Genomic DNA, 24,447 nt, shown 5'->3' with positions numbered 1-24,447 from the left:
TTGGTGCTTTTATTTTTTTCAGTTGCCCCGTTTCAGGCAGCACAGGCTGCGGCTTCCCTTGAAGTCAGCCCGATCCGGATCACGCTCACAAAAGACACAGCTCTGGCTGCCATGACCATCCATAACCGCGGCACCACTGACACTGTCGTGCAGTTACGCTTGGTCAAGTGGGATCAAACGGGTGGTAAAGACCAATATGCGGACTCAGACAATCTCATCGCCTGCCCCCCAATATTCAGTGTAGCAGCCGGTGAAGAACAGGTTGTTCGCATAGCGCTGGGTACACGACATGACGACTGGAACAGGGAAGGCACCTATCGCCTGTATATTCAGGAGGTTCCGTCCCCACCTGATGAGGACTCTGGCAGCCAGGTTCAGTTTGCCGTCCGGATCAGCATTCCGGTATTCCTGCAGCCTGAAACTGTTTCCCAGCCGCCCCTGTCGTGGAAGATCATCCAGGATGGCGGCCTTTGGGCAACCGTTGAAAACAGTGGCAATGCGCACGCGCTGGTGGCGGGCATCAGGCTGGTGAAAGACGATGAAATCTTCTTTGAAGCCAACACCCATCAATATATTTTGCCAGGATCGACAATGACATGGCGTCTTGATACCGCTGAGCCGTTTGCCGCCAGACTTCCTGACAGCTTCGAAGTAATGGCCGCGACCGACCAAGGCATCTATCAGGAAACACTTCCGGCGGAAAAATGACATCGCGCCTTCAGCTGATGTCCCTGTTCCGACTGGCAATCCTGATCTTCGGGATTGCCGACACCGGATTGGCACAAGACGCTGAAGAGCCGCGTCAATCACTCTATTTTACCACAGTCGCCGTGAACGGCATCAGCCAGCCTGGCATATATGCGGCGCTTGAAACGCCAGATGACTTCTATCTGGACATTCGGGCCCTCGACTCGCTTGGGCTGGTCCCACCAATTATAACACCCCGGTCATACCGTACCTTTTCACTGCTGCCCCTGCTGGCTATTCCCGGCCTGTCTTATGAATTTGATACGCACCGCCAGCATTTGGACATCAGCTGTGCAGCAAGCTGCTTTCCTCATCATCAGGTGGGCGAGCGTTGGCGGCATGTTCCCCCGGACCCAACACCACTGGGCATGTTCCTCAACTACGACCTGTCCCTGGAAATCGGGGACGGCAGCGATTTTGGCGGGGGCCTGGCTGAACTATCTGTGTTTTCCGAACGCGGCACCGGCAACGCGACCTTCGTGGGAAGAGACCTGACAGGGAACGCCAGCCTGACCCGGCTTGAAACAACATGGACAATCGACTTCCCGGACAAGCGCCTTCGCCTGGACCTGGGAGACAGCGTGACAAGGGCCAGTGGCTGGGGGCGACCCGTCAGATTTGCAGGCATCCGCTTCGGCACAGACTTCAACCTGCAGCCCGGCTTCATTACTTTCCCGACACCAACCGTCTCGGGCACTGCCTCACTGCCGTCAACTGCGGATATCTTCGTTAATGACGTCAAACGGTCGAGCCTTCCCATAGACCCTGGGCCTTTCACCATCCAGCATCTGCCCATCATCACGGGCGCAGGCAACATGCGCGTCGTGGTGCGAGACCTGCTGGGCAGGGAAACCGTCTTGATGCAACCCTTCTATGCCAACCGCGACCTGCTAACACCGGGCCTTGCCTCCTACTCGGCGTCCCTTGGCATGCTGCGGAAAAATTATGGGACAACCAGCAACGACTATGAGGAACCATTCATAGCCGGCAGTTTCCGCAAAGGGTTGAGCCAGAGCTTCACCGCCGGCATGCACCTTGAAGGATCAACCCAACAAGCAAGCCTTGGCCCCTTCATCGACTGGAAGCTGCCCTTTGGCGGCCAACTTTCCACATCGACAGCCGTCAGCTTTCGCGGCGGAAATGTCGGCGGGCTACTGCAACTTGACGCCAGCTGGTCATCACAGACGTTCGGCATATTCGCGTCCCATGAAATGACAACCGCCGACTTCACGCGCCTGGGCGAGAGTAAAGACTTCCGCCCCGCACGCAGCCGCAGCAGCGCCAACATCGGGTTCGAGATGCAATCCAAAGGGTCTATTTCCGTCAATTACACCCGGGTTGACGAACGCGACAGAGACGACTTTGAAGTCATCGGCGCCACCTATTCGGTGCAACTCGGCAAGCTGGGCGGGCTGGGCGTTAACTTCTCGCGCCGTGTCGGTGCATTCCGGGAGACCAGCCTTTTTATCAGCTTCACAACCCGGCTGGGGGCGCGCACGGCTGGCAATGTGACGATGGAAAAAACAGGCCGTGACTGGGCGGGTACCACACGGATCAATCAAAACGCCCCATATGAGGGTGGGCTGGGCTACCGCGCGGAAATTCGGCAGGACGACACCCAAAGCGGCAGGGCCGGCGTCACCTATGATAGCCCAAAAGCTATTGCCTCACTTGATGTCAGCCACTGGTATGGCCGTGATGCGGCGCGCCTGGGCCTCAAGGGTGGGTTGGTTATCCTCAAGGGCGATGCTTATCTTTCGCGGCCCGTCCGCGACAGCTTCGCCCTCGTAAGCGTAGGCAATTTTGCAGGTGTGGACGTCATGCAGGACAACCGCGTTGTCACCAAAACGAACAAGTCAGGCCATGCACTGGTCACGGGCCTGCGCGCTTATGAGGAAAACAGGCTTTCCATCGATCCGTTGGACCTGCCGCTTTCGGCAGATATCGGCAAGACCTCGCTTCGCGTGGTTCCCAAAAGACGCAGCGGCGTATCTGCCGACTTCCCTGTGCAGGCAGTGACAGCAGCGCTGTTTCACATTGTTGATGAGGACGGCAACGATCTTCCTCCGGGTTCAAGGATGCATGCCGCAGACGATGGCGAAGATATCCCAATCGGCTTTCGGGGGATGGCTTATGTCTCGGGCCTGCAGAAAGCGCGCCGGTTTTTTGTCCATATGCCGTCAGGAAGCTGTACAATAGACATTCAAGCAATCTCTGCTTCGATAGGCCAAACAGTATCGCGCCCTGTTGTTTGTAAGAGGATACAACGATGACCCGCGCCGCCCTTTACATGCTTGCTTCAATCTTCCTGCTGTCCTGGCAGGCGGCAGCAAGCTGTAGCGGCACCGGCTGCTATTGCACCGTCAATGCCACTGCCGTAAGCTTCGGGACCTATAATGCCCTGACCCAACAAGCTGTCGACAGCACAGGCAATGTCGAGGTCAGCTGCGGCTCGGACACGATTGGGGACAGCATTTCCTATCTGGTATCGCTGAGCATGGGCGAAAACGGCAAGAAGACAGACAGGAAAATGGCTTCCGGTCGTAATACTTTGCTCTACAATCTTTATACGGATGTCACCCATACAGCCATCTGGGCCGATGGCGCTGGCGGGACTTCCGTCGTATCGGACGGTTATACCCTGTCGCTCTTGTGCTGCGAAATCCGGAATTACACGGTCTATGGCCGGATCGCCGGGGGACAGAACGCAGCCCCCGGCCTCTATTCCGATGCCATCATTGTTACGGTCGAATGGTAGCCCCTAGCCCTTTGCCAGTTCAGTTTCCATTTCCGCGAACAGTGCTTTTGACCGTTCGGCCTCGCCGCGGCCTTCCGTCATCTTGCTGACAACAATCGACACCAGCATGCTGACCGCAAATCCTGGCAGCATCTCATAGAGATTGTCAGAAAGCGATTTGCCACCAATGGTGATAGGCGCATAGATCCAGAACAGTACGGTCGCCGCACCGGCAATCATACCTGCCATCGCACCATCGCGCGTCATGTGACGCCAGTGCAGGCTCAGGAGGATCAGTGGTCCAAAGGCTGCGCCAAAGCCAGCCCAGGCGTTGGAAACCAGCGACAGAATCGTACTGGATCGGTCATATGCCAGCCCGATGGCTACCAGCGACACGGCAAGAACGGACAGGCGCCCGACCAACACCAATTCCTTCTGCGACGCCTCTTTCCTGAGGAAGGTCTTGTAAAAATCTTCCGTCAATGAACTGGAGGACACCAGCAACTGGCTCGAGATGGTACTCATGATCGCAGCCAGGATTGCCGCCAGCAGGAAGCCCGCAATATAGGGGTGGAACAGAAGCTCAGACAACACGATGAAAACCGTTTCCGGGTCTTCGAGGCTGAGGCCGTTTTTCACGATATATGCAAGCCCTACGCTACCCGTAGCCACCGCACCAATAACGGTGATGAGCATCCAGCTCATGCCGATATTGCGTGCAGTTGCCACGTCGCGAAGCGTCCTGATCGCCATGAAGCGCACAATGATATGCGGCTGACCGAAATACCCAAGCCCCCAGGCAAGGCTGGAGACAACACCCGCGATCGTCAGCCCGCCAAACATATTCATGAGCCCCGGGTCGATCTCACCAATTGTATTGGAGATGGCCTTCCCGCCACCCATGTCGAAGAAAGCGACAACAGGCACCAGAATAAGGGCGACAAACATAATGCAGCCCTGGACGAAGTCAGTCATGCTTACCGCAAGGAAGCCGCCGAACAGTGTGTAAGCAACAACCACGCCTGCAGTCGCGAACAGGCCTACTTCATAAGACATGCCGAAGGAAGCCTCAAAAAGCTTGCCACCGGAAACCACACCCGCAGATGTATAAAGCGTGAAGAAAATAATGATGACCACAGAGGACAGGACACGCAGCATGTGCGAGCTGTCATGGAATCGCTTTTCAAAATAGTCTGGAATGGTAATCGCGTCATCCGCGATCTCGGTATAGACCCGCAGGCGCGGTGCCACATACAGATAGTTCAGGAATGCCCCGGCCATCAGGCCAACCGCGATCCAGGCGCTCGATAGCCCAGAGACATAGACTGCCCCCGGCAAGCCCATCAGCATCCATCCGCTCATATCTGATGCGCCGGCAGAAAGGGATGCCACAGCCGGGCTAAGTTGCCGGCCACCCAACATGTAACCGGATACGTCATCGGTGGATTTCTTGTAGGCATAGAGCCCAATACCCATCATCAAAATGAAATAGGCCGCCAGTGAAATCATCACTTCTATCTGCATTGTCTCCTACCCCTTCGGTTCTTGATATATCTGTTAAGCAAACGCCCGGTCACACAGGTGCCGGGCGCCCATCATGGTTTCGCTGTTACACCTCAGGGCCTTGTCTGGCCGCTACCGTGCACCTTGTATTTGAAGGTTGTCAGCTGCTCGAGCCCCACCGGCCCACGCGCATGCATCTTGCCGGTGGCAATGCCGATTTCGGCCCCCATGCCGAATTCACCGCCATCAGAAAACTGGGTTGACGCATTATGCATCACCACGGCGCTATCGGTCATATCCATGAATAGGTCTGCGGCTTCCTGATCTTCAGTAATGATTGCGTCCGTGTGCTTGGACGAATGCTGGTCCACGAATGAAACAGCGTTCGACACGCCGTTCACCAGCTTCACTGACAGGACAGCATCCAGATATTCGGTACTGAAGTCGTCTTCAGCAGCCTCTTTGATCCGGTCATCGATTGTCATGGCGAGCCCGTCACCACGGAATTCGCAGTCTGGCATGGCATCAAGAAGGCGCGGCAGAACATCTGGCGCGATCTCGCGGTCGATTACAAGGCTCTCCGTGGCGCCGCAAATACCTGTACGGCGCAGCTTGGCATTCTTCACAATTGCCACTGCCTTATCAATGTCAGCTGCCGCATGGATATATGTGTGACAATTCCCGTCCAGGTGCTGAAGTGTTGGTACTTCAGCCTGTTCCGTCACCAGTTTCACCAGGCCCTTGCCGCCGCGTGGGATTACAAGGTCGACATATTCCGCGCACTTAAGAAGATGCGTTACAGCGGCCCGATCACGCGTGTCAACAAACTGGATTGTATCTTCCGGCAGCCCGGCTTCCTTAAGGCCCTGCTTCATACAAGCAACAATGGCGCTTGTAGAATGATAGCTTTCGGATCCGCCGCGCAAAATAACTGCGTTCCCTGACTTGAGGCACAAGGCACCGGCGTCCGCCCCCACGTTCGGGCGGCTCTCGTAGACCATACCAATGACACCAATCGGCACGGCTACACGTTCAACCTTTAAGCCGTTCGGGCGGTCGAACATCGCCAATTGACGCCCAACAGGGTCCGGCAATTCGACAATCGCCTCAAGCGCATCTGCCATCGCCTCCACCCGATCATCGTTCAGTATCAGGCGGTCGATAAAGGCATCGTTGCGGCCCTCTTCGCGCGCGCTGGAAACGTCCCGCTCATTCGCTGCCACAATCAGTTTCTTGTCTGCGCGCAAAGCCCGTGCTGCAGCCAACAGGGCAGCGTTCTTTTGCTCAGTCGTTGCCGTTGCCAGCTTTCTGGAAGCGATACTCGCGCGCTTGGCAAGCAAATGGACATATTCTCTGATTTCGTTGGACAGGGAGGTCATGAATGGCTCCGTTTGTGTTATTGGAAAAATGAGGTGCGGCCAGGGGCTTACTTAAGCTCAAGGGCACGCTCGTAAGCGGCTTTGGTCGTGCTTTTCATCAACAGGTCCAGCATATGATCCTGCCGCAACTGTGCCAGGCCAGCCTGCGTGGTGCCGCCTTTGCTGGTAACTGAAGTACGCAGCTCGCTGATCGGTGCATCTGTGCTGGCGGCCATCTCAGTCGCACCAACCATGGTTTGGATAACCAGCGTGCGGGCGTCCTTTTCAGCAAAGCCGAGCTCTCTGGCACCTTCGATAAAGCTTTCGATAAATTGGAATACATAACCTGGCCCGCTGCCGGAAACGGCTGTCAGGCGATCAAGCTCGTCTTCGGACCGAACCCAGACTGCCTTGCCGATACGCCCCATCAGATCCCCCACCGTTTCCTTAAGGGCGGTCGGGCAATCGTTGGTGGCATAGATTCCAGTGGCGCCTTTGCCAATCAACGCTGGCAGGTTGGGCATGACGCGGATCACAGGAGCATCGCCAAGCACACGCCTCAGGCTATCCATGCTGAACCCCGCCGCAATGGAAACCATGCAGCCACCATCCTTGAGGCGAGCGGTATAATCCGGCATGACAGCTTCGATCATCTGCGGCTTGACCGCGATAATAATGATATCGAACTGGTCTGAACCCAGCGCGGAAGCCTCGCTCAGCACACGAACGCCCGCAGGCACATCCGGCTTAGCCGGGTCCACAACAGTAAAATGAATATCCTCGCGAGTGCTCCAGCATCCCAGCATTGCCCCGCCCATACGGCCACAACCGACCATCAGAATATCCATTCTTTCACTCCATTTCTTCACGCCGTCCGGCATTTGATTTCATTTGGCCAAGCGCATTGCCCCGACAAAAGCGTGGCTGCTCGGCTGGAGCTAAATATTAGAATTCGAATGATATTTTCAAGTCTAAATTTCTAGAAGGTCAGGGACACTGACGCATATTTTAGCCATAAGCTAATGTTTTTTATGAGATAATATGAATATTTTCACCAACCATTTCGTTTGAAATTAATTTTAATTCAAAATATTTCTGGCATATTTAAACAATGCCCCCTATATGAGGGGCCGAGTTTTGGCCATGAAAAAGGAGATTCTGTAGTGTCTATGTCCAAGCGTATCGTCGTCAAAATCGGCTCAAGCCTGTTGGCCCACAGCCAGCAATTGACGCTGCGGTATGCCTTCATGCACGGTCTGATGGGCGACATTGCGCGCCTCAAGGAACAAGGCTACGAGGTGGTGCTTATGTCCTCAGGCGCAGTCGCCCTCGGACTGAACGCGATCGGCAAGACACCGGAGGAAGCAGGCATTCTGGACAAGCAGGCCGCCGCCGCTTACGGCCAGCCGCTTCTCCTGAACGCCTACAAGCAGGTCGCCCACGAATTCGGTTTCGATATAGCGCAAATCCTGGTCACCTTGGGCGACATGGAAGGCCGCCGCCGGTTCATCAATATTAAGAACACGTTAGAGCGCCTGTTCGAGAATGGCATCATGCCAATCGTGAACGAAAATGACACGGTAACAACCGAAGAACTGCGCGTGGGCGACAATGACCGTCTGGCCGCCAAAGTGGCCCAGATGATTCAGGCCGATCATCTTGTCCTGCTGACCAGCATCGACGGACTTTATGACCGCCCCCCATCAGAGCCTGGCGCCCAGTTCATCGAAAAGCTGGAGGATGTCAGCACCTATCTGGAGGCAACCACCGGCACCAACGCGCTGGGCAGCGGCGGCATGTACACCAAACTGCAGGCAGCCAACATGGCACAGCATGCCGGTTGCAGCACGATCATCGCTGAAGGCGTGATTGAACGCCCACTTCTATCCGTTCTTGAGGGTGAGCGCCGCCACACAACTTGCACCGCAATCGGCACACCGGCTTCCGCCTGGAAAGTATGGCTGACCAACAGGCTGCAGGTAGCCGGCAGCCTGATCCTGAAACAGAGCGCCGCCGATGAATTGGTTTCAAGCCCGCAAGCAGTCAAACACACGGATATCGTTTCCGTGGCGGATACATTCCAGAAGGGTGACATCCTGCATATCTATGATGAAAAGGGGCAGGAAATTGCCCGCGGCTTGACGAACTTCAGCTCAGACGAAGTGCTTTTGCTGGCGCGGCACCCGGAAGCCACAACAGGGGAGCTTCTGGGCTATTCCGCCGTACCGGATGTGATAACCACGAAAAATCTGGTGATCCTCAACGACAATCACCTGTCTTGGGATGTGCCAACAGAAGACCTGCAACAAGTGGCGTCCTAGCCAGGCAGGCATGGACACCCAATAAACCATTCACCAGCCTCGCGCTATTCCTGGCGCGGGGCTGCTTTGTCATAGTTAAAGGTTTTCGGCACATCCGCACCACCGGAAATAATGAAGGACATGGCTTCATCCATCTTCCAGTTGGTAGGCGTGACATATTCCACCGGCACAATCTCAAGATACCCTGACGTGGGATTGGGCGTTGTCGGCACATAAACGGCCGCCAATTCCCGCCCGGTTGTTGTGTCCTTGAACGTACGGGTTACAAGCCCGACAGTCTTCATGTCGCGCGACGGAAATTCAATCAACACAACCCGCTCCACATCGTTCGAGCTGGTCTGCACTGCATCCGCGAGCCGCTTGATGGTGCGGTAAATGGATTTCGCCACCGGGATGCGGTCGACCGTCTGCTCGAAAAGCGTGAGAACCTTTTGCCCCACATAACGCGACGCCAACCAGCCGACCACATAAAAAAGAAGCAACAGAACAATCACCGAAAGCGACGTATTGAAGAAGGGCGACTTTATAATTTCATAAAGCGCATTATCTGGCCGGACGCCCGCCGTCATCCACTTAATAATCGGCGCCGCCAGATCATTGATAAATTCCAGGATTACCGAAATCAGCAACAAGGTCAGCCAGATGGGGATCAGCGTAAACAGCCCCACAAGCATGTTGCGGCGAATTTGAGCCAGCAGGGATGGCTTGTTTTCACTGTCCATAACACTTTTCTCCCTTCGGCACTTGAGGCCACTTCCGTGCGATGCGCTAATGATACACTGAGTACCGCGCCGAAAGTCTATATGTTTTGCATGTGCTTGATTTTAAATGGTGGTCGGTATTGGGTTCGAACCAACGACCTCATCGATGTCAACGATGCGCTCTACCAACTGAGCTAACCGACCGTCCCATTCATATGTGGAGGCCCGACCCGCAAGCGGGTGGGAACGGGCCAGTGTTTACACCGCTGCCCACGCCCGCGCAAGCCAAATTTTATAGCCCGTCCACATGCAAGATCTGCGATGACTTCGCCCCGAAATCGCGATAGGGTAAAACCATGACACAAGAAAGCTGCGACGATACGAGCGGGAATATCGAGAAGGCGCCAGCCCCCTACCTGTGCCGGCCTGCCCCCAAACCGGGGCCGTTCGTTTTTGCCCTGCCGCACAGCGGACGCTTCTATCCAAAAGCCATGCGGGCAGCCACACACCTCTCAGACCATACACTGCGGCTATCGGAAGATGCCTTTGTGGACCGCCTATTCAAGAGCGCCCCAGAATCTGGTGCCACACTATTGGTCGCAACCCACGCTCGCGCCTACCTGGACCTGAACCGGGACGAGATGGAACTGGACCCCACCATGTTCACCCCTGCCCTTGACCCAACAATGGTCCAGGAAACCCACAGGGTGAAAGCCGGGCTGGGAATTATCCCAAGATTGGTGGCGGAAAATGTTCCCATCTATACGAAGCAGCTGCCAGCCCGAGAAGCCTTTTTCCGGATTGATCAAGTCTATAAGCCCTATCATGAAAAGCTAGCCGCTCTGATAAGCACCCGACGGAAACAGTTTGGCTATGCGGTCGTGATCGACTGCCACTCCATGCCGTCAGAAAACAGGGATGGGAAGCGATACGGCCCGGATATAGTGCTGGGAGATAACTGGGGGTCAGCTTGCAGCCGTGACATGACATCCATCGCAGAGGAGCTTCTGATCCGCGCCGGCTTCCGCGTGCGCCGGAATGTTCCCTATTCCGGCGGCTTCACCACGCAGTATTATGGCAACCCCAACCAGGGGCGGCACGCGCTGCAGATTGAAATTAACCGCGCCATCTATATGAACGAAAACAAACTGGAGCCGCTGCCCGAGTTTGGGGAAATTCACGATAAACTTCAGTGGTTTAGCGAAAACCTAATTGCTCGCTTCACAGAACTCCACGCCCGCCGGCAGTGCACTGACCTACCCAAGGCCGCAGAATAGCCAACCACCCCCAATTAATCACCCGTCCACAAGTCACGAAAGCCATTGTAACCAAGCTGACACAGGGCAGATATGTGTTCCCAAAAATTGCGCGCAAGGCGAATATTGGTAACAAAATTTCCTTTTCTAGACCAAACAGTACACAAGTGTTTCAAAAACAACACTTTTTAACTTTTCTTGGCCACAACGAAGAAAAGCACCCTTTTTCTGATCTTTTTATTCCTAAAGCAGGCTTACTATCCGTCTTTGTAGGTATCGAGTGCATTCGCTGTGCTTCTGGGAGGTTGGCAGCGAAGAACTGAAACCACACCTTAAAAAACACGGAGGGGTTCTGTGGACACCATGAAAAAATTCCTATTAGGTACGTCTTGCGTAGCGATGGCGGCAGTATTGCCAACTGTTGCGGCAAGCGCGCAAGACAATGCTTCTGCCGACGACGGCGGACTGGCAATTGAAGAAGTTGTTGTAACCGGTTCACGTCGGGCAGCACGTTCTGCGGCAGATACGCCAGCACCTGTTGACGTCATCAGCGGTGATCAGTTTGCAAACCAGGGCGACGGCGACATGTCGAACCTGCTGCGAACTGTTGTGCCGTCCTATAACGTAAATGCGCAGCCAATTTCGGATGCCGCGACACTTGTTCGCCCAGCGAACCTTCGCGGCCTCGCACCAGACCAGACGCTGGTCCTCCTGAACGGTAAGCGTCGTCACCGCGCAGCTGTAATCGCCTTCCTTGGTGGCGGTATTTCCGATGGCGCGCAGGGCCCTGATATCTCAGTTATTCCTGCGATCGCACTCAAGCAAGTTGACGTGCTGCGTGACGGCGCGGCCGCACAGTATGGTTCTGACGCCATCGCGGGCGTGATGAACTTCGTACTGCGCGACGATGCCGAAGGCGGCACTGTTGAAGCCAAATGGGGCCAGACTTTTGAAGGCGACGGCGACCAGCGTATGTTCGCGGCCAACATCGGCCTGCCTTTGGGCCCTGACGGCTTTGCAAACTTCTCCGCCGAGTGGCGCGAGCAAGACCCAACCAGCCGCAGCGTCCAGCGTGACGATGCCCTGGGCCTGATTGCTGACGGCAACACCAATGTTCGCCAGCCATATGCCCAGATCTGGGGTCAACCTGAAGTTCGTGACGACTGGAAAGTCTTCCTGAATGCCGGCCTGAACACTGGTTCCGGTGAAGCCTATATGTTCGGTAACTACGCCGAGCGTGAAGTTGAAGGCGGCTTCTTCTTCCGTAACCCGGACACCCGTTCCGGTGTGAACGTATCTGGCACCCAGCGCCTTGTAGGTGACATGACGCCAGATGACGGCATCACCTGCCCGGGCGGCATCAACTTCAACGAAGGCGAAGCAACCACTGGTACTGTGGTTGATCCGATCATCGTTGGCGCAGATAACGAGGACGCGCTGCTCGCTCAAGTATTCGCTGATCCAAACTGTTTCGTGTTTAACGAAATGTTCCCAGGCGGCTTTACGCCACAGTTCGGCGGTAAACTGAACGACGCAGCGATCGCTCTCGGCTACCGCGGTGAAATGGAAAGCGGTCTTGCTTACGACATTTCCATGCATGTGGGCCGCAACCAGGCTGACTTCTTCATCAACAACACGGTGAACCCAAGCCTTGGCTCTGCAACACCCAACAACTTCGAGCTTGGTTCCTACATTCAGCTTGAAAAGAACTTCAACGCCGATCTTTCCTACCCAATCGACGTTGGCTTCTATTCTGACCTGAACGTAGCCGCCGGTTTCGAATGGCGCGAGGAGCAGTTTGAAGCTCGTATTGGCCAGGTCGAATCCTGGGAGACAGGCGTGCTGGCTGAGCCATTCGCGCTCGAGAATGACGTTGGAGACATCATCGAAGGCACTCAAGGCTTCGGTATTGGCGCCAACGGTTTCTCTGGCTTCAGCCCACAGGTTGCAGGCACTTGGGACCGCTCCAACATCGCGTTCTACGTTGATATGGAAGCGGACGTAACCGAGAACCTGATCCTCGGCGCGGCTCTCCGTTGGGAAGACTTCTCTGACTTTGGTTCCACGACCAATTTCAAGATCAGCGGTCTTTACAAAGTAACCGACAGCTTCCGCATCCGCGGTTCCATCAGCTCCGGTTTCCGGGCACCAACTGTTGGTCAGCAACAGGTTGTGAACATCTCGACAGTGTTCGAGGAAGTTGATGGCCGCCTGCAACTTGCACAGCGTGGTACCATTCCACCAACCAACCCTGTTTCGGTCTCCAAAGGCGCTCAGCCTCTTGGCCCTGAAAAATCCGATGCCTTCACCCTTGGCATGGCTTGGGATGTTGGTGCAGCAAGCATCACTGTTGACTATTTCAACATTAAAGTGTCCGACCGTATTTCGCAGTCTGCTACGCAAATCCTGACTGCAGCCGAACGTCAGGCACTGCTGGATAGCGGCGTGAGCTTCGCAGCTGACCTTGCTGCTTTCCGCTACTACATCAACGACTTTGACACCCGCACGCAGGGCATTGACGTTGTAGCAACGATCCCTCTGGATCTGTTCGATAGCGGTTCAAGCAACATCGCAGTTGCTGGTAACTACACCAAGACAGAAGTCCTCGGCGGTGGCATTGATGAGCTTCGTCAGGACCAGCTGGAAAACAACCTGCCTAAAACCCGGTTCAACGCCACCTTCACGCATAATGAAGACAATTGGCGCATGCTGGCGCGGGTGAACTACTTTGGCAAATACACCGAGCGTCACCTTGACTCCTTCGGCCTGCCAGTGTTCGCAGGGTCCGAAATCACCCTTGATGCCGAGATTGGCTACAATGTGATGGAGAACCTGGAAGTTGTCGTTGGCGCGAACAACCTGTTCGACAACTACCCAGACGCCAACCCATGGGCTGGCGTGGCTGGTGCCGCGTATCCGGTAACGGCCCCAATGGGCTTCAACGGTGGCATGTACTATGTACGGGCTCGTTACACCTTCTAAGGATTGACCCAAAACGGTTTATCAGGGGCGCTTCGGCGCCCCTTTTCTTTTGGCTCATGCATACGACCGCAGGGAAATGCAGACCTTCTCGCCACAAGCGAGTCGTATTTTCTAGCGTTCGCAATACTCTACCCATAAGTGAAAAATGCGAAATGCACCGAAAATGGCCCTAGAGCGCTCGCTCCGCCATTCATCGCCAATATAATGCACATGTGTCAGGCTGACCGCCCCGCTCGCATCGCTAAACCCAAGTGTCGCAAATCAGCAGGAAACGCTTGCCGAGGTTGGCAGAGGAACCCCCTAGCAAAAATGCCACAGGTGCCGAAAAATATTTGCCGGATAAAAAGAGGCCACGCTTTCGCGTGGCCCAGGCTCAGGGAGGAAACGCCCACGGAGGGCATTCGCGGGGGCTACCCGCTAAGCATTAAGATAAATGCTTCGTACTCAAATTCCAAGTACAGGGTAGGTCACGAATCCTTGAAAATCTGTTAATTTTAGATAAGTTTATGAAATGTATGGATTTTAACTAGTGCTCTTTTTGAAATTTTTTTTCACAAAACTTGGCCCAATAGTTGGCCCACTTGTTCAGACACGTAGAAATCCAGCAACGACTCACAGCTTTTCAATTTCTTTGCCAATTTGAATACGGCGCAAGGTCAATCTTTGCGCCTTGGCCCTGCCCCACCAAACCAGCGGCGCAATAGCTATTTTTTTCGTTTAAAAACCGCAGGATATGCCAATTGTCTGCAAGATGCCCCCATCCAAAAAACGGCTCCTCCCCAAGGATAGGCTTTCAACCCGCATCGGCTTGGTCCGAGAAATACTGCCGGATGATCACCTTGACGCAAAATACACTTTTTGGTGGATTTGACCAAAAGATCAACATTTATCAATGTGGTAGGTCGCCAACTGACAGTCTGCCGCATGCTCATCCACCGCAAAACTCACGCAAAGACAAATCAAAGCAATAACCCAAAGAACTCCAAGCAGTTTGTAGGAGATATCTATCGTTTCATCTACGTTACGGCCCATGTTTACTGTTCCCGATACCTTGATCTTGTTCTGCCTAGCCTTCGCACCTCGCTCCGACAAAATCAGGCTTTAATCGGTAAGCGGTGGCGGTGGAGCGACAGGGCGCCGCGCGCACCAATCAATGACAATCATTAACCTTTCCTATAGTGGATTGCGGTATACTGTTCACACGAGAGTAGCAGCACTCCTCTCATCAAGGAGGGCCCGATTGCATATTGCGACGCTTCTTATGGCTGGCGCATTCATCTTTTCCGGAACAGTGCTCGACGCCGGCCCGACCACTGAAACACCTACACTTCGCGTTTCTGCGATTGTGGCACCGCCCCTTATTGTGCGTGAAACCGAAGAGGGCACCTTAACCGGTACAGCTGTGAATGCCGTCAGAAGCCTTACCGCCAAGTGTGGTGCTAGCGTTGAATTTATCATCTCGCCGTCATGGAACCGCGCCTACATGATGGCCCAGGTCGGCATTGTAGATGCGGTGATTCCCACCAATTTCGCAGAAAGCCGACTGGCGTATTTCGATTTTCCAGTCAGCCCCCTTGTTGACCTGATCCCAAGCCTGATTGTTCGCAAAGACAGCCCCATAGACCATTTCAGCAGCCTGGAAGTCCTGAGGGGCAAAAAAGTGGGCGTGCGAACCAAAGCCCTCCTTGAAGACAATTTCGATGCTTTTGTCAGGGACGGCAACGCAACCCTTGTGGAACGCAGCGACAGCATATCGCTGATAGACGACCTCTTGTCCGGGCGCATAGATTTCATTGCCGACAGCTCGGCCATGATCATCTACCACATGACGGAATCGAAAATCCCGCAACGCATCCGAATTCTGGAACCGCCCCTTGGTGCCAGCGGCCAGTATCTGGCACTGTCCAAGAAACGATCAGCAGCCTTTGCCGAGGGCAGCAAGCTTTATGACTGTTTGAAGACAGCGAAACCCTAGCACCACTGCCCTTTCCACTTGCCGCAACGGTCATTCCCGCGTATAAGCCGCGCAAATCTTTTATTTGGGGGCTTCCGATAACAGCGGAAGCCTTTTTTAAGTTGGGGCAACGACAGCCCCCAGGAAGCAGACATGAGTAAGAATATTCGCAACATCGCGATCATCGCCCACGTTGACCACGGCAAGACCACGCTGGTGGACAACCTGTTCAAACAGTCGGGCACCGTGCGCGAAAACCAGCGCGTTGAAGAACGCGCGATGGATTCGGGCGACCTGGAGCGCGAGCGTGGCATCACCATCCTGGCGAAATGCACCAGCGTGATGTGGGGCGACACCCGCATCAACATTGTGGACACCCCAGGTCACGCCGACTTCGGCGGCGAAGTTGAGCGCATCCTGTCGATGGTTGACGGCGTTGTTCTGCTGGTGGACGCAGCCGAAGGCCCGATGCCGCAAACCAAGTTCGTAACCATGAAGGCACTGGCACTTGGCCTGAAGCCAATCGTGGTTGTAAACAAGGTAGACAAGCCGGACGGAGACCCAGACGCTGCAACCGACGCAGTATTCGACCTGTTCGTGAACCTGGATGCCAACGAATACCAGCTGGACTTCCCGATCCTCTATGCTTCCGGCCGCGACGGCTGGTGCGATGACACACTGGACGGCCCGCGCGAAAACCTGCACCCGCTTTTTGAGAAAGTATTGGAACATGTTCCGGCGCCGAAAGTGGTGACCGATGGTAACGCCGACAAGCCGTTCTCCATGCTGGTTTCCATGCTGGACCGTGACAACTTCCTTGGCCGTATCCTGACGGGCCGGATTGAAACGGGCCGTGCGAAAGTGGGTGACGCAATCCACGCGCTCAGCCGTGACAGCAAAGTGATCGAAGTTGGCCGCATCTCGAAGCTACTGTCCTTCCGCGGGCTTGAGCGGACGCCGGTTGAAGAAGCCGAAGCGGGCGACATTGTTGCCATCGCCGGCCTGCAGACCGCCACGGTAGCCGACACAATTGCCGTTCCTGAAGTCAAGGAAGCGCTTCACTCCATCCCGGTTGACCCACCAACCCTTGCCATGACCTTCGCCGTAAACGACAGCCCGCTGGCGGGCCGCGAAGGCAAGCTGGTGACCAGTCGCGTAATCCGCGACCGCCTGATGAAGGAAGCTGAAGGCAACGTGGCCATCAAGATCACCGAAACCGAAAGCAAGGACGCTTTTGAGGTGGCAGGCCGCGGCGAGCTGCAGCTTGGCGTTCTGATCGAGACCATGCGCCGCGAAGGATTTGAGCTGGCGATCAGCCGCCCACGCGTCCTGATGAAGATGGACGAAAACTGCAAGAAGCTGGAGCCATACGAGACGGTTCAGGTGGATGTGGACGAAGCCTATCAGGGCACGGTGGTTGAGAAGATGTCGCTCCGCAAAGCGGAACTGACCGGCATGGTGCCATCAGGCGGCGGCAAGGTCCGCCTGACCTTTGACGCCCCTGCCCGTGGCCTTATCGGTTATCACGGCGAGTTCCTCACCGACACGCGCGGTACCGGCATCATGAACCGCTCCTACGACCGCTACGACGCCTACAAAGGCCCGATCCAGGGCCGTCAGCGTGGCGTTCTGGTTGCGAACGCAAGCGGCAAGGCCGTGACTTATGCGCTCTTTAACCTGCAGGAACGCGGCGTGATCATGATCGAAGGTGGCGATGAGTGCTATGAAGGCATGATCATTGGCGAGCACAGCCGCGACAATGACCTTGACGTGAATGTCCAAAAAGCCAAGCAGCTGACGAACATCCGCGCCGCTGGCAAGGACGAAGCCGTGAAGCTGACCACACCGCGCAAGCTGCCGCTGGAAGAAGCACTGGCCTACATCAACGACGACGAGCTTGTTGAAGTAACGCCAGAGAGCATTCGTCTGCGCAAGCGCTTCCTGCTGCCGCATGAGCGCAAGAAAGCCGCGAAGGCTGCTGAATAAGGCCGCTGTCATTCCCTGAGGCTTCATGCCTGTACAGGGGAAAAGAGAATTCTAAAGGCGATCCAAACGGATCGCCTTTTTTATTGCACCGCTCGCCGCCTTTTTAATGCCGCATTAATCCGTATCTTGTATTTATGAAAAACATCACCAGATAAGGTGAATAAGAGGCGCCCAAAGAGGCACCATAAAAAACACGACAAAAGGGCCAACATAAAGGCTCGATACGACAAGCGAAGGAAGAGACAATGCAACAGCAGAAGCCTGTGCCCACATACGGTATCACCAAAGCACAATATGCCCGCCAGCTGCAGGAATGGGAAGCTGCCCAGTCCTATACGCCAGGCGAAGGCTTCTTTGCCCGCTTCAAGAAAAAGCGCGGCTAACAGCCACCCGGCCATATGAAGAATTTTTACGCCGCAGCAGGCCAGCCTGCTGCGCGTTCCCGCATGCCAGCACTCCGTCATTCCGGGCGAGCGGCGAAAGCCGCGAGGGAACGGAATCTATCTTGATCCACGAAACTAATGGATGCTGATCCAAGTTCAGCATGACAGTGATCACTATTTCTCAACTGTCACCCTGAACCCGTTTGGCGTACCGCCAGCGCTGCAAACAGGGTCCACTGGGCAAAGGCCACTAGCCCAGCTTGAAATAGTTGCGGATGGCCAGAAGCGCGAAGAACAGGAAGATTGTGGAAATCAGGTTATGCACGCCCGCCAGTAGCGTCACCCAGGGCGGCTGCCCGCCAGTGAACAGCGCCTGCACAGCCGCGCTATCATTGGCCTTGATCACACCCAGCACAGGTGTCGCGTTCGAGAAGGTATAATTGATAAGATGAAAGCTGTCTTCCACTGACCAGCCAGCCTCAAACAACCCCGCAAACCCGCCATAAACGGCAAAGAACACAGCAAACAACCCTAGCCACCACATGACAGGCCGCCGGAAACTCAGGCCGCACATGCTGAACAGCTCAAACAAGTTGATCATCAGCGTTTCCCGCACCGTAGCTTCATGCCCACGGCGGCACAGGAGTTCCGCCCTAAAGAAGCGCTTTTCCACTAAATGATGATGTCCATCTGCTGCCAGTTCTTGCATGCGCCGGAGCTTTGCCGCCGCCATAGAGTCCGCGACACGCCATGCTTCAGAGGGTAGAAACATTCTTTCACATGCGCGTAGGCTGAGAGGAGGTGTATCCGGTATCACCACATGAGTTTGTCCCAGGTTGGGGGCAATGGCGAATTGCGCACTTCGGAAATCTGGGACACAATTTTCTGTCTTCGATTTTTCGACTAATTCCAAGAACATTATGCGCAATCGTTCAGGCCACCACCCGAAAGTGACATTAGGCAGTCCCCTGCCTACTTTTCCAAATTCAACATTTTCAAGAGATGTTCCTGCTCCTACGTTAGCTGCAACAAAGCTAGCCCCATTAAGAAACACCGACTTATCAAAGTTTGCAGCCCCAACAATTGTGGCATATGCAAATCTTGCATTTCCCACGAAATATACATCTTGAAACGAAGCTCCTCGGCGTACAATGAAACCTGAGAAATCTGAATGAGAAAGGAACACGGCGCTAATAAACTCGACGCCCCTTACAAACTGCCTTCCCGCAAATCTTGCTCCGCCAACAAATACCGTTTGTTGAAAGTCCGCGTGTGCTACAAAACGTGCAGCCCCCTTTTCATTGGGCCCTATCGAACCTAGGGCGTGGCCCGAGAAATCTGCAAACCACTCAAACAGCACCTGCCTAAAATGCGCTTTTCCCAGAAACTCAGCCCCACTAAAATTTGCGTCCGCTACAAATCTGCTCTTGTCAAACTCCACAGTCCCCGAAAATAAGGCATTACGAAAATCAGCTTGTTGGCAGAAAAACGCCCCAACAAATGAAACGCAAATCGGAAAAGAAACATCCTCGACAAGCTGAATGCTAGGGGGGGGCAGCTTTGCCATTAAATGTAATGCCCTGAAAAGAGACATTGCATGGAAAGCAATACCCAGCGAAGCTAGTATGTGAAATATACTTTACATTTGATGGAAGTTCATCCTCGAAGCATATCCAATTTATAGCAGAGATAACCACCTCAATCTGGTTTGCTCTGTCGTGACGAGTAAGCCATTTGTCTGCTGTAGCTATCACCCAAGAATTCCAAGCTAACTTACCGCGTTTGGCTCGCTCCAAGTGCGTCATTTCATCCAGCCGTTTTGCATATCGCTGCCGCATTGGTGACAGCATCAAATCACCCCGCAACAACTCAGGCACATTGTCGGCATAGATGATCGGCTTGCCCGTTTCCGGATCTGTGTACCCTTGCTCGTCGGTTCTTTTGTCATCAACCATGGCGCTCCCCATCCTTGGTTCACACCAACTATGACCGCAAGGGTCGCACCCATGCAACCAAAAGGCGCTCGTGGCATTAACAGCTGCGAAAGGTCTTGTGACTATACTGGCCCAAATGCACTGCGGGAGGGCCCGACTTGTTGATTGTAACAGGCCTGATTGAGATATCGCCGGAATACCGGCGCGAGGCGACAGAAGCGTTCGAACAGTTCGTTCGCGCCGCGCGCAAGGAGCTAGGCAACATCACCTACCAGATGTCGGAAGACATCGATATGCCGGGGAATTTCCGTTTCTATGAGGAATGGGAAGCCAAGGAAGCCCTCGCCAGGCACTTGAAATCGGAAAATACGGCAAAGTTCCGCCAGGCCCTTGCTGGCATGCAGGTTTTGTCGATCAATGTGAAACGCTATGAAGCGACCCCAGTAAAGCTATAGCCACCACATAAGATAATATTTGACGCAACACGCCTGCGCGTGTTCATAAGAAACTGCTGGGGAAATTGGGAGAGGGTTATATGACCGACCGCAAGGTACAGGTTTTTTTCTACGGTTCTTTTATCAGCTTGAGCGTTTTGGAAGAAGCCGGCATCAAGAAGCGCGCGTTTGCGCCAGCCTGCATTCATGGCTATGAAATGCTGATGCAACCCGTTGCCAATCTGCACGAAAACGGCGACGGCGTTGTATACGGGATTCTGGCGAACCTGACCCACGATGAACTTGAAACGCTTTACACCACGCACCTGTCATCCTTCACGGACTATAAGTATCGGCCTGAGGCCATGCTGGTGATGACCCGCGGCGGCAAGATCGTGCCTGCGCTTGTTTATGTGTGCGATAATATGAAGCCCGAGCAGGCAACAACCGAATATATCGAAAAGGTCCTGAAGGCAGCCAAAAGCTATGGCTTCCCTGGCTGGTACATTGACCATATCGAAAGCCACCGGCCGATCGGCGACCCGAAAAAGCGTAACTAGGGCAAAGGCATCTGCGCCGGCCTCTTCGCTGCAGTTCATGAAAAAGGCCCGCCGAAAGGCGAGCCTTTATTGATCCTACAAGCCGCTAGCTTATCCGCGCAGGCGCGCCAGGAAGCGGTTGACGGAATCTTCCAGAATGCTGGCCTGGTCGGTCAGGCCACCGGTGCTTTCATTCACAACATTGGCGGCACCGGCACTCTTCTGCGCCATTTCCTGCACCCGGCCGACGTTCTGGCCCAGGTTGGCTGTGCCCTGGCTGGCGTTCTGAACGCTTCGGCCAATCTCGCCCGTTGAGGCTTCCTGTTCCACCACTGCGGCGGCAATCATGCCGGAAATCTCGCTCACCTGATTGATGGTGCGGTGAATTTCATTCACGCCGTCCACGGTTTCCTTGGTGGCAGACTGCATGGCAGCCACCTGCTCTTCAATTTCCTGCGTCGCACGTGCCGTCTGGTTCGCTAGGCTTTTCACTTCATTGGCAACCACCGCGAAGCCCTTGCCTGCCTCGCCTGCCCGGGCTGCCTCAATGGTGGCGTTCAACGCCAGCAGGTTGGTTTGCTCTGCGATATCGTTGATCAGGTGTACGACTTCCGCGATCCGTTCGGACGCGCTCGACAGCGAACCTACGCGCTCTGCGGCATCTTTGGTAACCGTCATGGCGTTGATGCTGATGGAATTCGCCTGCTCCACTTGCGTGCGGATCTCGCCGATCGCCCCCGTCAGTCCCTCTGTGGCCTCGGCGACGGAAATCATATCCTGGCTTGTGGCGTCGGTTGCGCTCGCAGCCGCACTCACTTCCATCGTGGTTTGCTCAATCGCATCGGTCATGGTGTCGGCTGCCATCTGCAACTCGGCCACCGCGCCGGAGAGCGACTGGATAACGCCGGAGACTTCGTTTTCAAAGCTGTCCGCAAGGTCAGAACGCATCGCGTCCCGCTCGGCCTTCATTTGGCGTTCCTTGTCCTGCTCTTCCTGCAGGCGGCGCGTTTCCTCAGCGTGGCGCCGTTCTTCCTCTTCACGCTCTGCCGCGGCTTGCTGCGCCTTCGCGTCATCCGCTTCCTGCCGAAGCCGCTCGGTCTCAAGCGCGTTGTTGCGCAGGAACTCAGCCGCGCGCGCCATGGCGGCGATGCCGTCGCCATGGTCCGTATCGGTCACCGGCTTGTCATATTTGCCTTCAGAAAGATAGCTTAGCTCAGCCTGCAGGCGCCTGAGCGGCCCCATGATGCTGGCAGTAATGGCCCAAGACAGGGCAAAGATCGCCGCTATCAGAATGGCTGTCACAATATACACCAGGTTCTGGTGGTTTTCGAACTCAGCCTGCGACACGCGTCCGGCCTGTAGTTCCGCGACCAGCGTCGAAAATTCCCAAACGATGAAAATCATGCCCAGAAACGCCAGAATAGTCAGCGTCCAGATACGGACATTCACTTTGAAATTACGCAGAAAATTGATCATCTCGATACACAACCCCTAGCCTCGAGAGGCTTCCCTAACCCACATAAACATGTGCCTGATTGGCTCAATAGCACAGTAGCTGGCGGTTGCGTATCAAAAACAGCAGCGACATATCGTCGTCCCGGGGGCGGCTTTCAGCAGGGCTTGCAGGCGGCGAAACTTGAAAACACACCGGTCTGTTCCCACATCTTTTAAATAAGACAAAAAAATGTCGACACATAGCGAGGATAGAGGAGGATCAGATGCGCCTGATATTGGCGATACTTTTCCCACCCATGGTGTTTTTCACCATTTGGCGCCCTTTTCAGGGTTTGATGAATGCCCTTTTGTGGATGACCTTCATTGGCTGGCCTGTGGCTGCCATGTGGGCCATTTATGCGCTCAGCCAATACCGCAATGACGAGCTCCGCCGCGAGTTCGACTATGACCGCGGTTACGGCAGGCGCTACCGCTATTAGGAGGGCAGCATGATCAGTGCATTATTGGCTGGCGCCCTTACCGGGCTGCTTGCAGGAAAACTTCTTGAAGGAAAAAGCCTTGGCGGCACCCGCGACATCGCGCTGGGTGCGATAGGGGCAATCGCGGCCTGGTTCATTGTCGGTCTGCTGGGCTTCAGCCCGATCAACATGTTCGGCTCTGTTATAACAGGCTTTTCGGGCGCAATGCTGTTCCGCTTCAGCACACACCCCGCCAACCAGGAGGAGCAGGCTTTATGATCGGAACCATCATTACAGGCGCTATCGTCGGCTTCCTGGCCGGCCACATCATCCGGGGCGAGGGTTATGGCGCCCTTGGCAACATCATACTGGGCATCTTCGGCGGTATGATAGGCAATTTCCTGTTCGGCGTGATTGGCCTTGGGCCCACAGGCTGGATCGGCGATGTCATTGCAGGCGTTGCAGGAGCCCTGATCCTGGTGTTTGCCTTCGGCGAAACCCGGCACCGCAGGCGCCGACGCAGGCGCCATTAACGCAGGCGACAAGGCCGATACGCCTCAGCCATCACACCGTGCCGGGCAAGCATGTCCGGCACACCTTCTTTGAGAACCAGGCTTGCTGCCAATTCAGACCATGCAGGTGATGTCTGAATGCCGTAGCCGCCCTGCCCCACATTCCAGAAAAAGGCCGGGTGATCAGCATCAAACCCAATGACCGGCGCCTTGTCAGGTGCAAAGGTCCTGAGACCTGCCCATTTGGCCTCAATCTTTTCAACCGGCATCCCTGTCGCTTCCTCAAACCGCATGGCCGCGACCGCAACGTCCTCCAGCTCTGGCTGGGCATCGCATGGCTGGCTTTCCGTCTCGTCGGCGGGGGAGACGAGATAGCCATTACCCTCGGGCTTGAAGTAAAACTCTTCGTCCACATCAATAATCACCGGGCCGTGGCGGTCAAACGGCACGCCCTCATGTTTCGGCACCGTAATGATGGTTCGCCTGAGCGGCTTCAGCCCAAGCGGCTCAACGCCAGCGCGGCGGGCAATGTCGTCTGCCCACGCGCCTGCACAGTTGATGAGCACACGCGCTTTCACCTGCCCCAACCGGGTTTTTACATGCCACATGGTACCATCGTGCGCCGCTGCCTCAAGCCCTGCTCCCAGAAGCACTTCCACGCCCGTTTTCTTAGCCGCACGCAAATACCCCTGGTGGAGCGCAGCGACATCCAGGTCACCGCAATCGGGGTCGTCAATGCCGCCGGCGAAGATGCCCTCTTTGAGGTGCGGGGCCTGCTCCAGAACCTCGTCAGCATCCAGCATGCGAACGCCCGGCAAGGCGCCGTGCATTTCATTGAAGACGGCCTCAGCTTGCGTGCGCTGGTTCTCCCTGAACACATGGATAGCACCCAATTTGTTCATCAGTGGGGCCGCACTGAAACCCTCTGGCGGATTGGTCAGGAAATCTTTGGAAGCAGTGGTGAGCGGCTGAAGCTTCGGGCCGCCATATGTTTCAGCATAAAAGGCTGCGGACCGTCCGGTCGTGTGGTAGCCAGCCTGCTCTTCCATATCCAGCATGACCGTCCTGCCATGTGGCGTCAGGCGGTACGCAAGCCCTGCCCCCGCGATACCGGCTCCGACGATCAGAAAATCAGCTTCCATTGCCATACATCCGTTGCTTCTTCCGGGCAATTTGTGGTCTAAAGT

The 24,447-nt window shown here is 55.2% G+C and carries 24 protein-coding genes and 1 tRNA gene; 15 read left to right on the top strand and 10 right to left on the bottom strand.

The genetic code is table 11. From position 1 onward, the window contains the following. Nucleotides 1-3 precede the first annotated feature (3 nt). The 3 genes from KORM41_RS09715 to KORM41_RS09705 are packed head-to-tail and all read left to right on the top strand — an operon-like array spanning nt 4 to nt 3,505. Nucleotides 4-708 carry a fimbrial biogenesis chaperone gene (locus KORM41_RS09715; protein WP_231727097.1) on the top strand — a complete coding sequence of 235 codons (705 nt, stop codon included), beginning with the start codon at nt 4-6 and terminating at the stop codon, nt 706-708. Continuing rightward, on the top strand, nt 705-3,020 hold the full coding sequence (locus KORM41_RS09710) for a fimbria/pilus outer membrane usher protein (protein WP_068143865.1): 2,316 nt from the start codon (nt 705-707) through the stop codon (nt 3,018-3,020). Before KORM41_RS09715 ends, KORM41_RS09710 begins: the two co-directional genes overlap by 4 nt. Continuing rightward, nucleotides 3,017-3,505: a Csu type fimbrial protein gene (locus KORM41_RS09705; RefSeq protein ID WP_068143863.1), complete on the top strand. Its 489-nt coding sequence runs from the start codon at nt 3,017-3,019 to the stop codon at nt 3,503-3,505. Before KORM41_RS09710 ends, KORM41_RS09705 begins: the two co-directional genes overlap by 4 nt. A gap of 3 nt (nt 3,506-3,508) precedes the next feature. Here KORM41_RS09705 and putP read toward each other — a convergent pair whose 3' ends face one another. The 3 genes from putP to proC all read right to left on the bottom strand — a co-directional run bounded on the left by putP (nt 3,509) and on the right by proC (nt 7,193). Beyond that, nucleotides 3,509-5,008 carry a sodium/proline symporter PutP gene (gene putP, locus KORM41_RS09700; protein WP_068143862.1) on the bottom strand — a complete coding sequence of 500 codons (1,500 nt, stop codon included), beginning with the start codon at nt 5,006-5,008 and terminating at the stop codon, nt 3,509-3,511. Between the two features lie 92 nt (nt 5,009-5,100). Further along, on the bottom strand, nt 5,101-6,366 hold the full coding sequence (locus tag KORM41_RS09695; RefSeq protein WP_068143859.1) for a glutamate-5-semialdehyde dehydrogenase: 1,266 nt from the start codon (nt 6,364-6,366) through the stop codon (nt 5,101-5,103). Nucleotides 6,367-6,413: 47 nt separating this feature from the next. Continuing rightward, nucleotides 6,414-7,193 (bottom strand): pyrroline-5-carboxylate reductase, encoded by a 780-nt coding sequence (proC, locus tag KORM41_RS09690; protein ID WP_068143857.1) that lies wholly within the window; start codon nt 7,191-7,193, stop codon nt 6,414-6,416. 315 nt (nt 7,194-7,508) lie between these two features. Here proC and proB point away from each other — a divergent pair, with 315 nt between their 5' ends. Next, nucleotides 7,509-8,666, top strand: coding sequence for a glutamate 5-kinase (gene proB / locus KORM41_RS09685; protein ID WP_156431858.1), 1,158 nt, complete (start codon nt 7,509-7,511; stop codon nt 8,664-8,666). A 44-nt stretch (nt 8,667-8,710) separates the two neighbouring features. On the opposite strand, the gene KORM41_RS09680 is transcribed toward proB, so the two are convergent. Beyond that, nucleotides 8,711-9,388 carry a DUF502 domain-containing protein gene (locus KORM41_RS09680; protein ID WP_068143852.1) on the bottom strand — a complete coding sequence of 226 codons (678 nt, stop codon included), beginning with the start codon at nt 9,386-9,388 and terminating at the stop codon, nt 8,711-8,713. Nucleotides 9,389-9,495: 107 nt separating this feature from the next. Further along, nucleotides 9,496-9,571: transfer RNA gene (locus tag KORM41_RS09675), tRNA-Val, on the bottom strand. A 152-nt stretch (nt 9,572-9,723) separates the two neighbouring features. On the opposite strand from KORM41_RS09675, the gene KORM41_RS09670 reads away from it, so the two are divergent. The 3 genes from KORM41_RS09670 to KORM41_RS09665 all read left to right on the top strand — a co-directional run bounded on the left by KORM41_RS09670 (nt 9,724) and on the right by KORM41_RS09665 (nt 13,605). Beyond that, entirely contained in the window at nt 9,724-10,644 is a 921-nt protein-coding gene (locus tag KORM41_RS09670; RefSeq protein ID WP_068143850.1) for an N-formylglutamate amidohydrolase, read from the top strand. Between the two features lie 74 nt (nt 10,645-10,718). Beyond that, a complete protein-coding gene (locus KORM41_RS21815; protein WP_156431857.1) occupies nt 10,719-10,946 on the top strand; it encodes a hypothetical protein in 228 nt (75 codons plus the stop codon). A gap of 76 nt (nt 10,947-11,022) precedes the next feature. Next, nucleotides 11,023-13,605: a TonB-dependent receptor plug domain-containing protein gene (locus KORM41_RS09665; protein WP_231727080.1), complete on the top strand. Its 2,583-nt coding sequence runs from the start codon at nt 11,023-11,025 to the stop codon at nt 13,603-13,605. Between the two features lie 879 nt (nt 13,606-14,484). Here KORM41_RS09665 and KORM41_RS22210 read toward each other — a convergent pair. After that, on the bottom strand, nt 14,485-14,637 hold the full coding sequence (locus KORM41_RS22210; RefSeq protein ID WP_231727078.1) for a hypothetical protein: 153 nt from the start codon (nt 14,635-14,637) through the stop codon (nt 14,485-14,487). Nucleotides 14,638-14,866: 229 nt separating this feature from the next. Here KORM41_RS22210 and KORM41_RS09660 point away from each other — a divergent pair, with 229 nt between their 5' ends. From KORM41_RS09660 to KORM41_RS21810, 3 genes are all read left to right on the top strand, one after another. Continuing rightward, complete coding sequence (locus KORM41_RS09660; protein ID WP_231727077.1) at nt 14,867-15,580, top strand: substrate-binding periplasmic protein; 714 nt, start codon at nt 14,867-14,869, stop codon at nt 15,578-15,580. Between the two features lie 132 nt (nt 15,581-15,712). Continuing rightward, nucleotides 15,713-17,545, top strand: a complete 1,833-nt coding sequence (typA, locus tag KORM41_RS09655; protein WP_068143846.1) for a translational GTPase TypA — start codon at nt 15,713-15,715, stop codon at nt 17,543-17,545. 245 nt (nt 17,546-17,790) lie between these two features. Further along, entirely contained in the window at nt 17,791-17,928 is a 138-nt protein-coding gene (locus KORM41_RS21810; protein WP_156431856.1) for a hypothetical protein, read from the top strand. Nucleotides 17,929-18,178: 250 nt separating this feature from the next. Here the strand turns inward: KORM41_RS21810 and KORM41_RS21805 are convergent, their stop codons facing one another. Continuing rightward, nucleotides 18,179-19,495 (bottom strand): pentapeptide repeat-containing protein, encoded by a 1,317-nt coding sequence (locus KORM41_RS21805; protein ID WP_156431855.1) that lies wholly within the window; start codon nt 19,493-19,495, stop codon nt 18,179-18,181. Beyond that, the gene (locus KORM41_RS09645; RefSeq protein WP_068143843.1) at nt 19,473-19,883 is read right to left on the bottom strand and encodes a hypothetical protein; all 411 of its coding nucleotides are present in this window, start codon (nt 19,881-19,883) and stop codon (nt 19,473-19,475) included. The genes KORM41_RS21805 and KORM41_RS09645 overlap by 23 nt, the downstream gene beginning before the upstream one ends. Nucleotides 19,884-20,020: 137 nt before the next feature. On the opposite strand from KORM41_RS09645, the gene KORM41_RS09640 reads away from it, so the two are divergent. Together KORM41_RS09640 and KORM41_RS09635 are read left to right on the top strand one after the other, a co-directional pair. After that, nucleotides 20,021-20,317 carry a putative quinol monooxygenase gene (locus KORM41_RS09640; RefSeq protein WP_068143842.1) on the top strand — a complete coding sequence of 99 codons (297 nt, stop codon included), beginning with the start codon at nt 20,021-20,023 and terminating at the stop codon, nt 20,315-20,317. An 80-nt stretch (nt 20,318-20,397) separates the two neighbouring features. Continuing rightward, on the top strand, nt 20,398-20,856 hold the full coding sequence (locus KORM41_RS09635; RefSeq protein WP_068143840.1) for a gamma-glutamylcyclotransferase family protein: 459 nt from the start codon (nt 20,398-20,400) through the stop codon (nt 20,854-20,856). A 90-nt stretch (nt 20,857-20,946) separates the two neighbouring features. On the opposite strand, the gene KORM41_RS09630 is transcribed toward KORM41_RS09635, so the two are convergent. Next, complete coding sequence (locus KORM41_RS09630; protein WP_068143838.1) at nt 20,947-22,311, bottom strand: methyl-accepting chemotaxis protein; 1,365 nt, start codon at nt 22,309-22,311, stop codon at nt 20,947-20,949. A 242-nt stretch (nt 22,312-22,553) separates the two neighbouring features. Here KORM41_RS09630 and KORM41_RS09625 point away from each other — a divergent pair, with 242 nt between their 5' ends. Genes KORM41_RS09625 through KORM41_RS09615 form a run of 3 tightly spaced genes read left to right on the top strand, consistent with a single transcriptional unit; the run spans nt 22,554 to nt 23,281 of the window. After that, nucleotides 22,554-22,769 carry a hypothetical protein gene (locus KORM41_RS09625; RefSeq protein WP_068143836.1) on the top strand — a complete coding sequence of 72 codons (216 nt, stop codon included), beginning with the start codon at nt 22,554-22,556 and terminating at the stop codon, nt 22,767-22,769. A 9-nt stretch (nt 22,770-22,778) separates the two neighbouring features. Then, on the top strand, nt 22,779-23,027 hold the full coding sequence (locus KORM41_RS09620; protein WP_068143834.1) for a hypothetical protein: 249 nt from the start codon (nt 22,779-22,781) through the stop codon (nt 23,025-23,027). Continuing rightward, nucleotides 23,024-23,281: a GlsB/YeaQ/YmgE family stress response membrane protein gene (locus KORM41_RS09615; RefSeq protein ID WP_068143832.1), complete on the top strand. Its 258-nt coding sequence runs from the start codon at nt 23,024-23,026 to the stop codon at nt 23,279-23,281. Before KORM41_RS09620 ends, KORM41_RS09615 begins: the two co-directional genes overlap by 4 nt. Here KORM41_RS09615 and KORM41_RS09610 read toward each other — a convergent pair. Next, nucleotides 23,278-24,408, bottom strand: coding sequence for an NAD(P)/FAD-dependent oxidoreductase (locus KORM41_RS09610; RefSeq protein ID WP_068143831.1), 1,131 nt, complete (start codon nt 24,406-24,408; stop codon nt 23,278-23,280). The two genes, KORM41_RS09615 and KORM41_RS09610, sit on opposite strands and share 4 nt — an antisense overlap. Nucleotides 24,409-24,447 lie beyond the last annotated feature (39 nt).

It is taken from the genome of Kordiimonas lipolytica (assembly GCF_001550065.1).
The sequence above is the reverse complement of the archived record's forward strand: the minus strand, read 5'-3'. Positions and strand labels throughout refer to the sequence as shown.

Coding starts and splice junctions, on each gene's coding strand:
- KORM41_RS09635 (WP_068143840.1), top strand. CDS start 20,398: ATGACCGACCGCAAGGTACAGGTTTTTTTCTACGGTTCTTTTATCAGC.
- proC (WP_068143857.1), bottom strand. CDS start 7,193: ATGGATATTCTGATGGTCGGTTGTGGCCGTATGGGCGGGGCAATGCTG.
- KORM41_RS21810 (WP_156431856.1), top strand. CDS start 17,791: ATGCAACAGCAGAAGCCTGTGCCCACATACGGTATCACCAAAGCACAA.
- KORM41_RS09645 (WP_068143843.1), bottom strand. CDS start 19,883: ATGGTTGATGACAAAAGAACCGACGAGCAAGGGTACACAGATCCGGAA.
- KORM41_RS09710 (WP_068143865.1), top strand. CDS start 705: ATGACATCGCGCCTTCAGCTGATGTCCCTGTTCCGACTGGCAATCCTG.
- typA (WP_068143846.1), top strand. CDS start 15,713: ATGAGTAAGAATATTCGCAACATCGCGATCATCGCCCACGTTGACCAC.
- KORM41_RS22210 (WP_231727078.1), bottom strand. CDS start 14,637: ATGGGCCGTAACGTAGATGAAACGATAGATATCTCCTACAAACTGCTT.
- KORM41_RS09630 (WP_068143838.1), bottom strand. CDS start 22,311: ATGATCAATTTTCTGCGTAATTTCAAAGTGAATGTCCGTATCTGGACG.
- KORM41_RS09610 (WP_068143831.1), bottom strand. CDS start 24,408: ATGGCAATGGAAGCTGATTTTCTGATCGTCGGAGCCGGTATCGCGGGG.
- KORM41_RS09665 (WP_231727080.1), top strand. CDS start 11,023: ATGGCGGCAGTATTGCCAACTGTTGCGGCAAGCGCGCAAGACAATGCT.
- KORM41_RS09620 (WP_068143834.1), top strand. CDS start 22,779: ATGATCAGTGCATTATTGGCTGGCGCCCTTACCGGGCTGCTTGCAGGA.
- KORM41_RS09680 (WP_068143852.1), bottom strand. CDS start 9,388: ATGGACAGTGAAAACAAGCCATCCCTGCTGGCTCAAATTCGCCGCAAC.
- KORM41_RS09670 (WP_068143850.1), top strand. CDS start 9,724: ATGACACAAGAAAGCTGCGACGATACGAGCGGGAATATCGAGAAGGCG.
- KORM41_RS09615 (WP_068143832.1), top strand. CDS start 23,024: ATGATCGGAACCATCATTACAGGCGCTATCGTCGGCTTCCTGGCCGGC.
- KORM41_RS09705 (WP_068143863.1), top strand. CDS start 3,017: ATGACCCGCGCCGCCCTTTACATGCTTGCTTCAATCTTCCTGCTGTCC.
- putP (WP_068143862.1), bottom strand. CDS start 5,008: ATGCAGATAGAAGTGATGATTTCACTGGCGGCCTATTTCATTTTGATG.
- KORM41_RS09625 (WP_068143836.1), top strand. CDS start 22,554: ATGCGCCTGATATTGGCGATACTTTTCCCACCCATGGTGTTTTTCACC.
- KORM41_RS09660 (WP_231727077.1), top strand. CDS start 14,867: ATGGCTGGCGCATTCATCTTTTCCGGAACAGTGCTCGACGCCGGCCCG.
- KORM41_RS09695 (WP_068143859.1), bottom strand. CDS start 6,366: ATGACCTCCCTGTCCAACGAAATCAGAGAATATGTCCATTTGCTTGCC.
- KORM41_RS21805 (WP_156431855.1), bottom strand. CDS start 19,495: ATGGCAAAGCTGCCCCCCCCTAGCATTCAGCTTGTCGAGGATGTTTCT.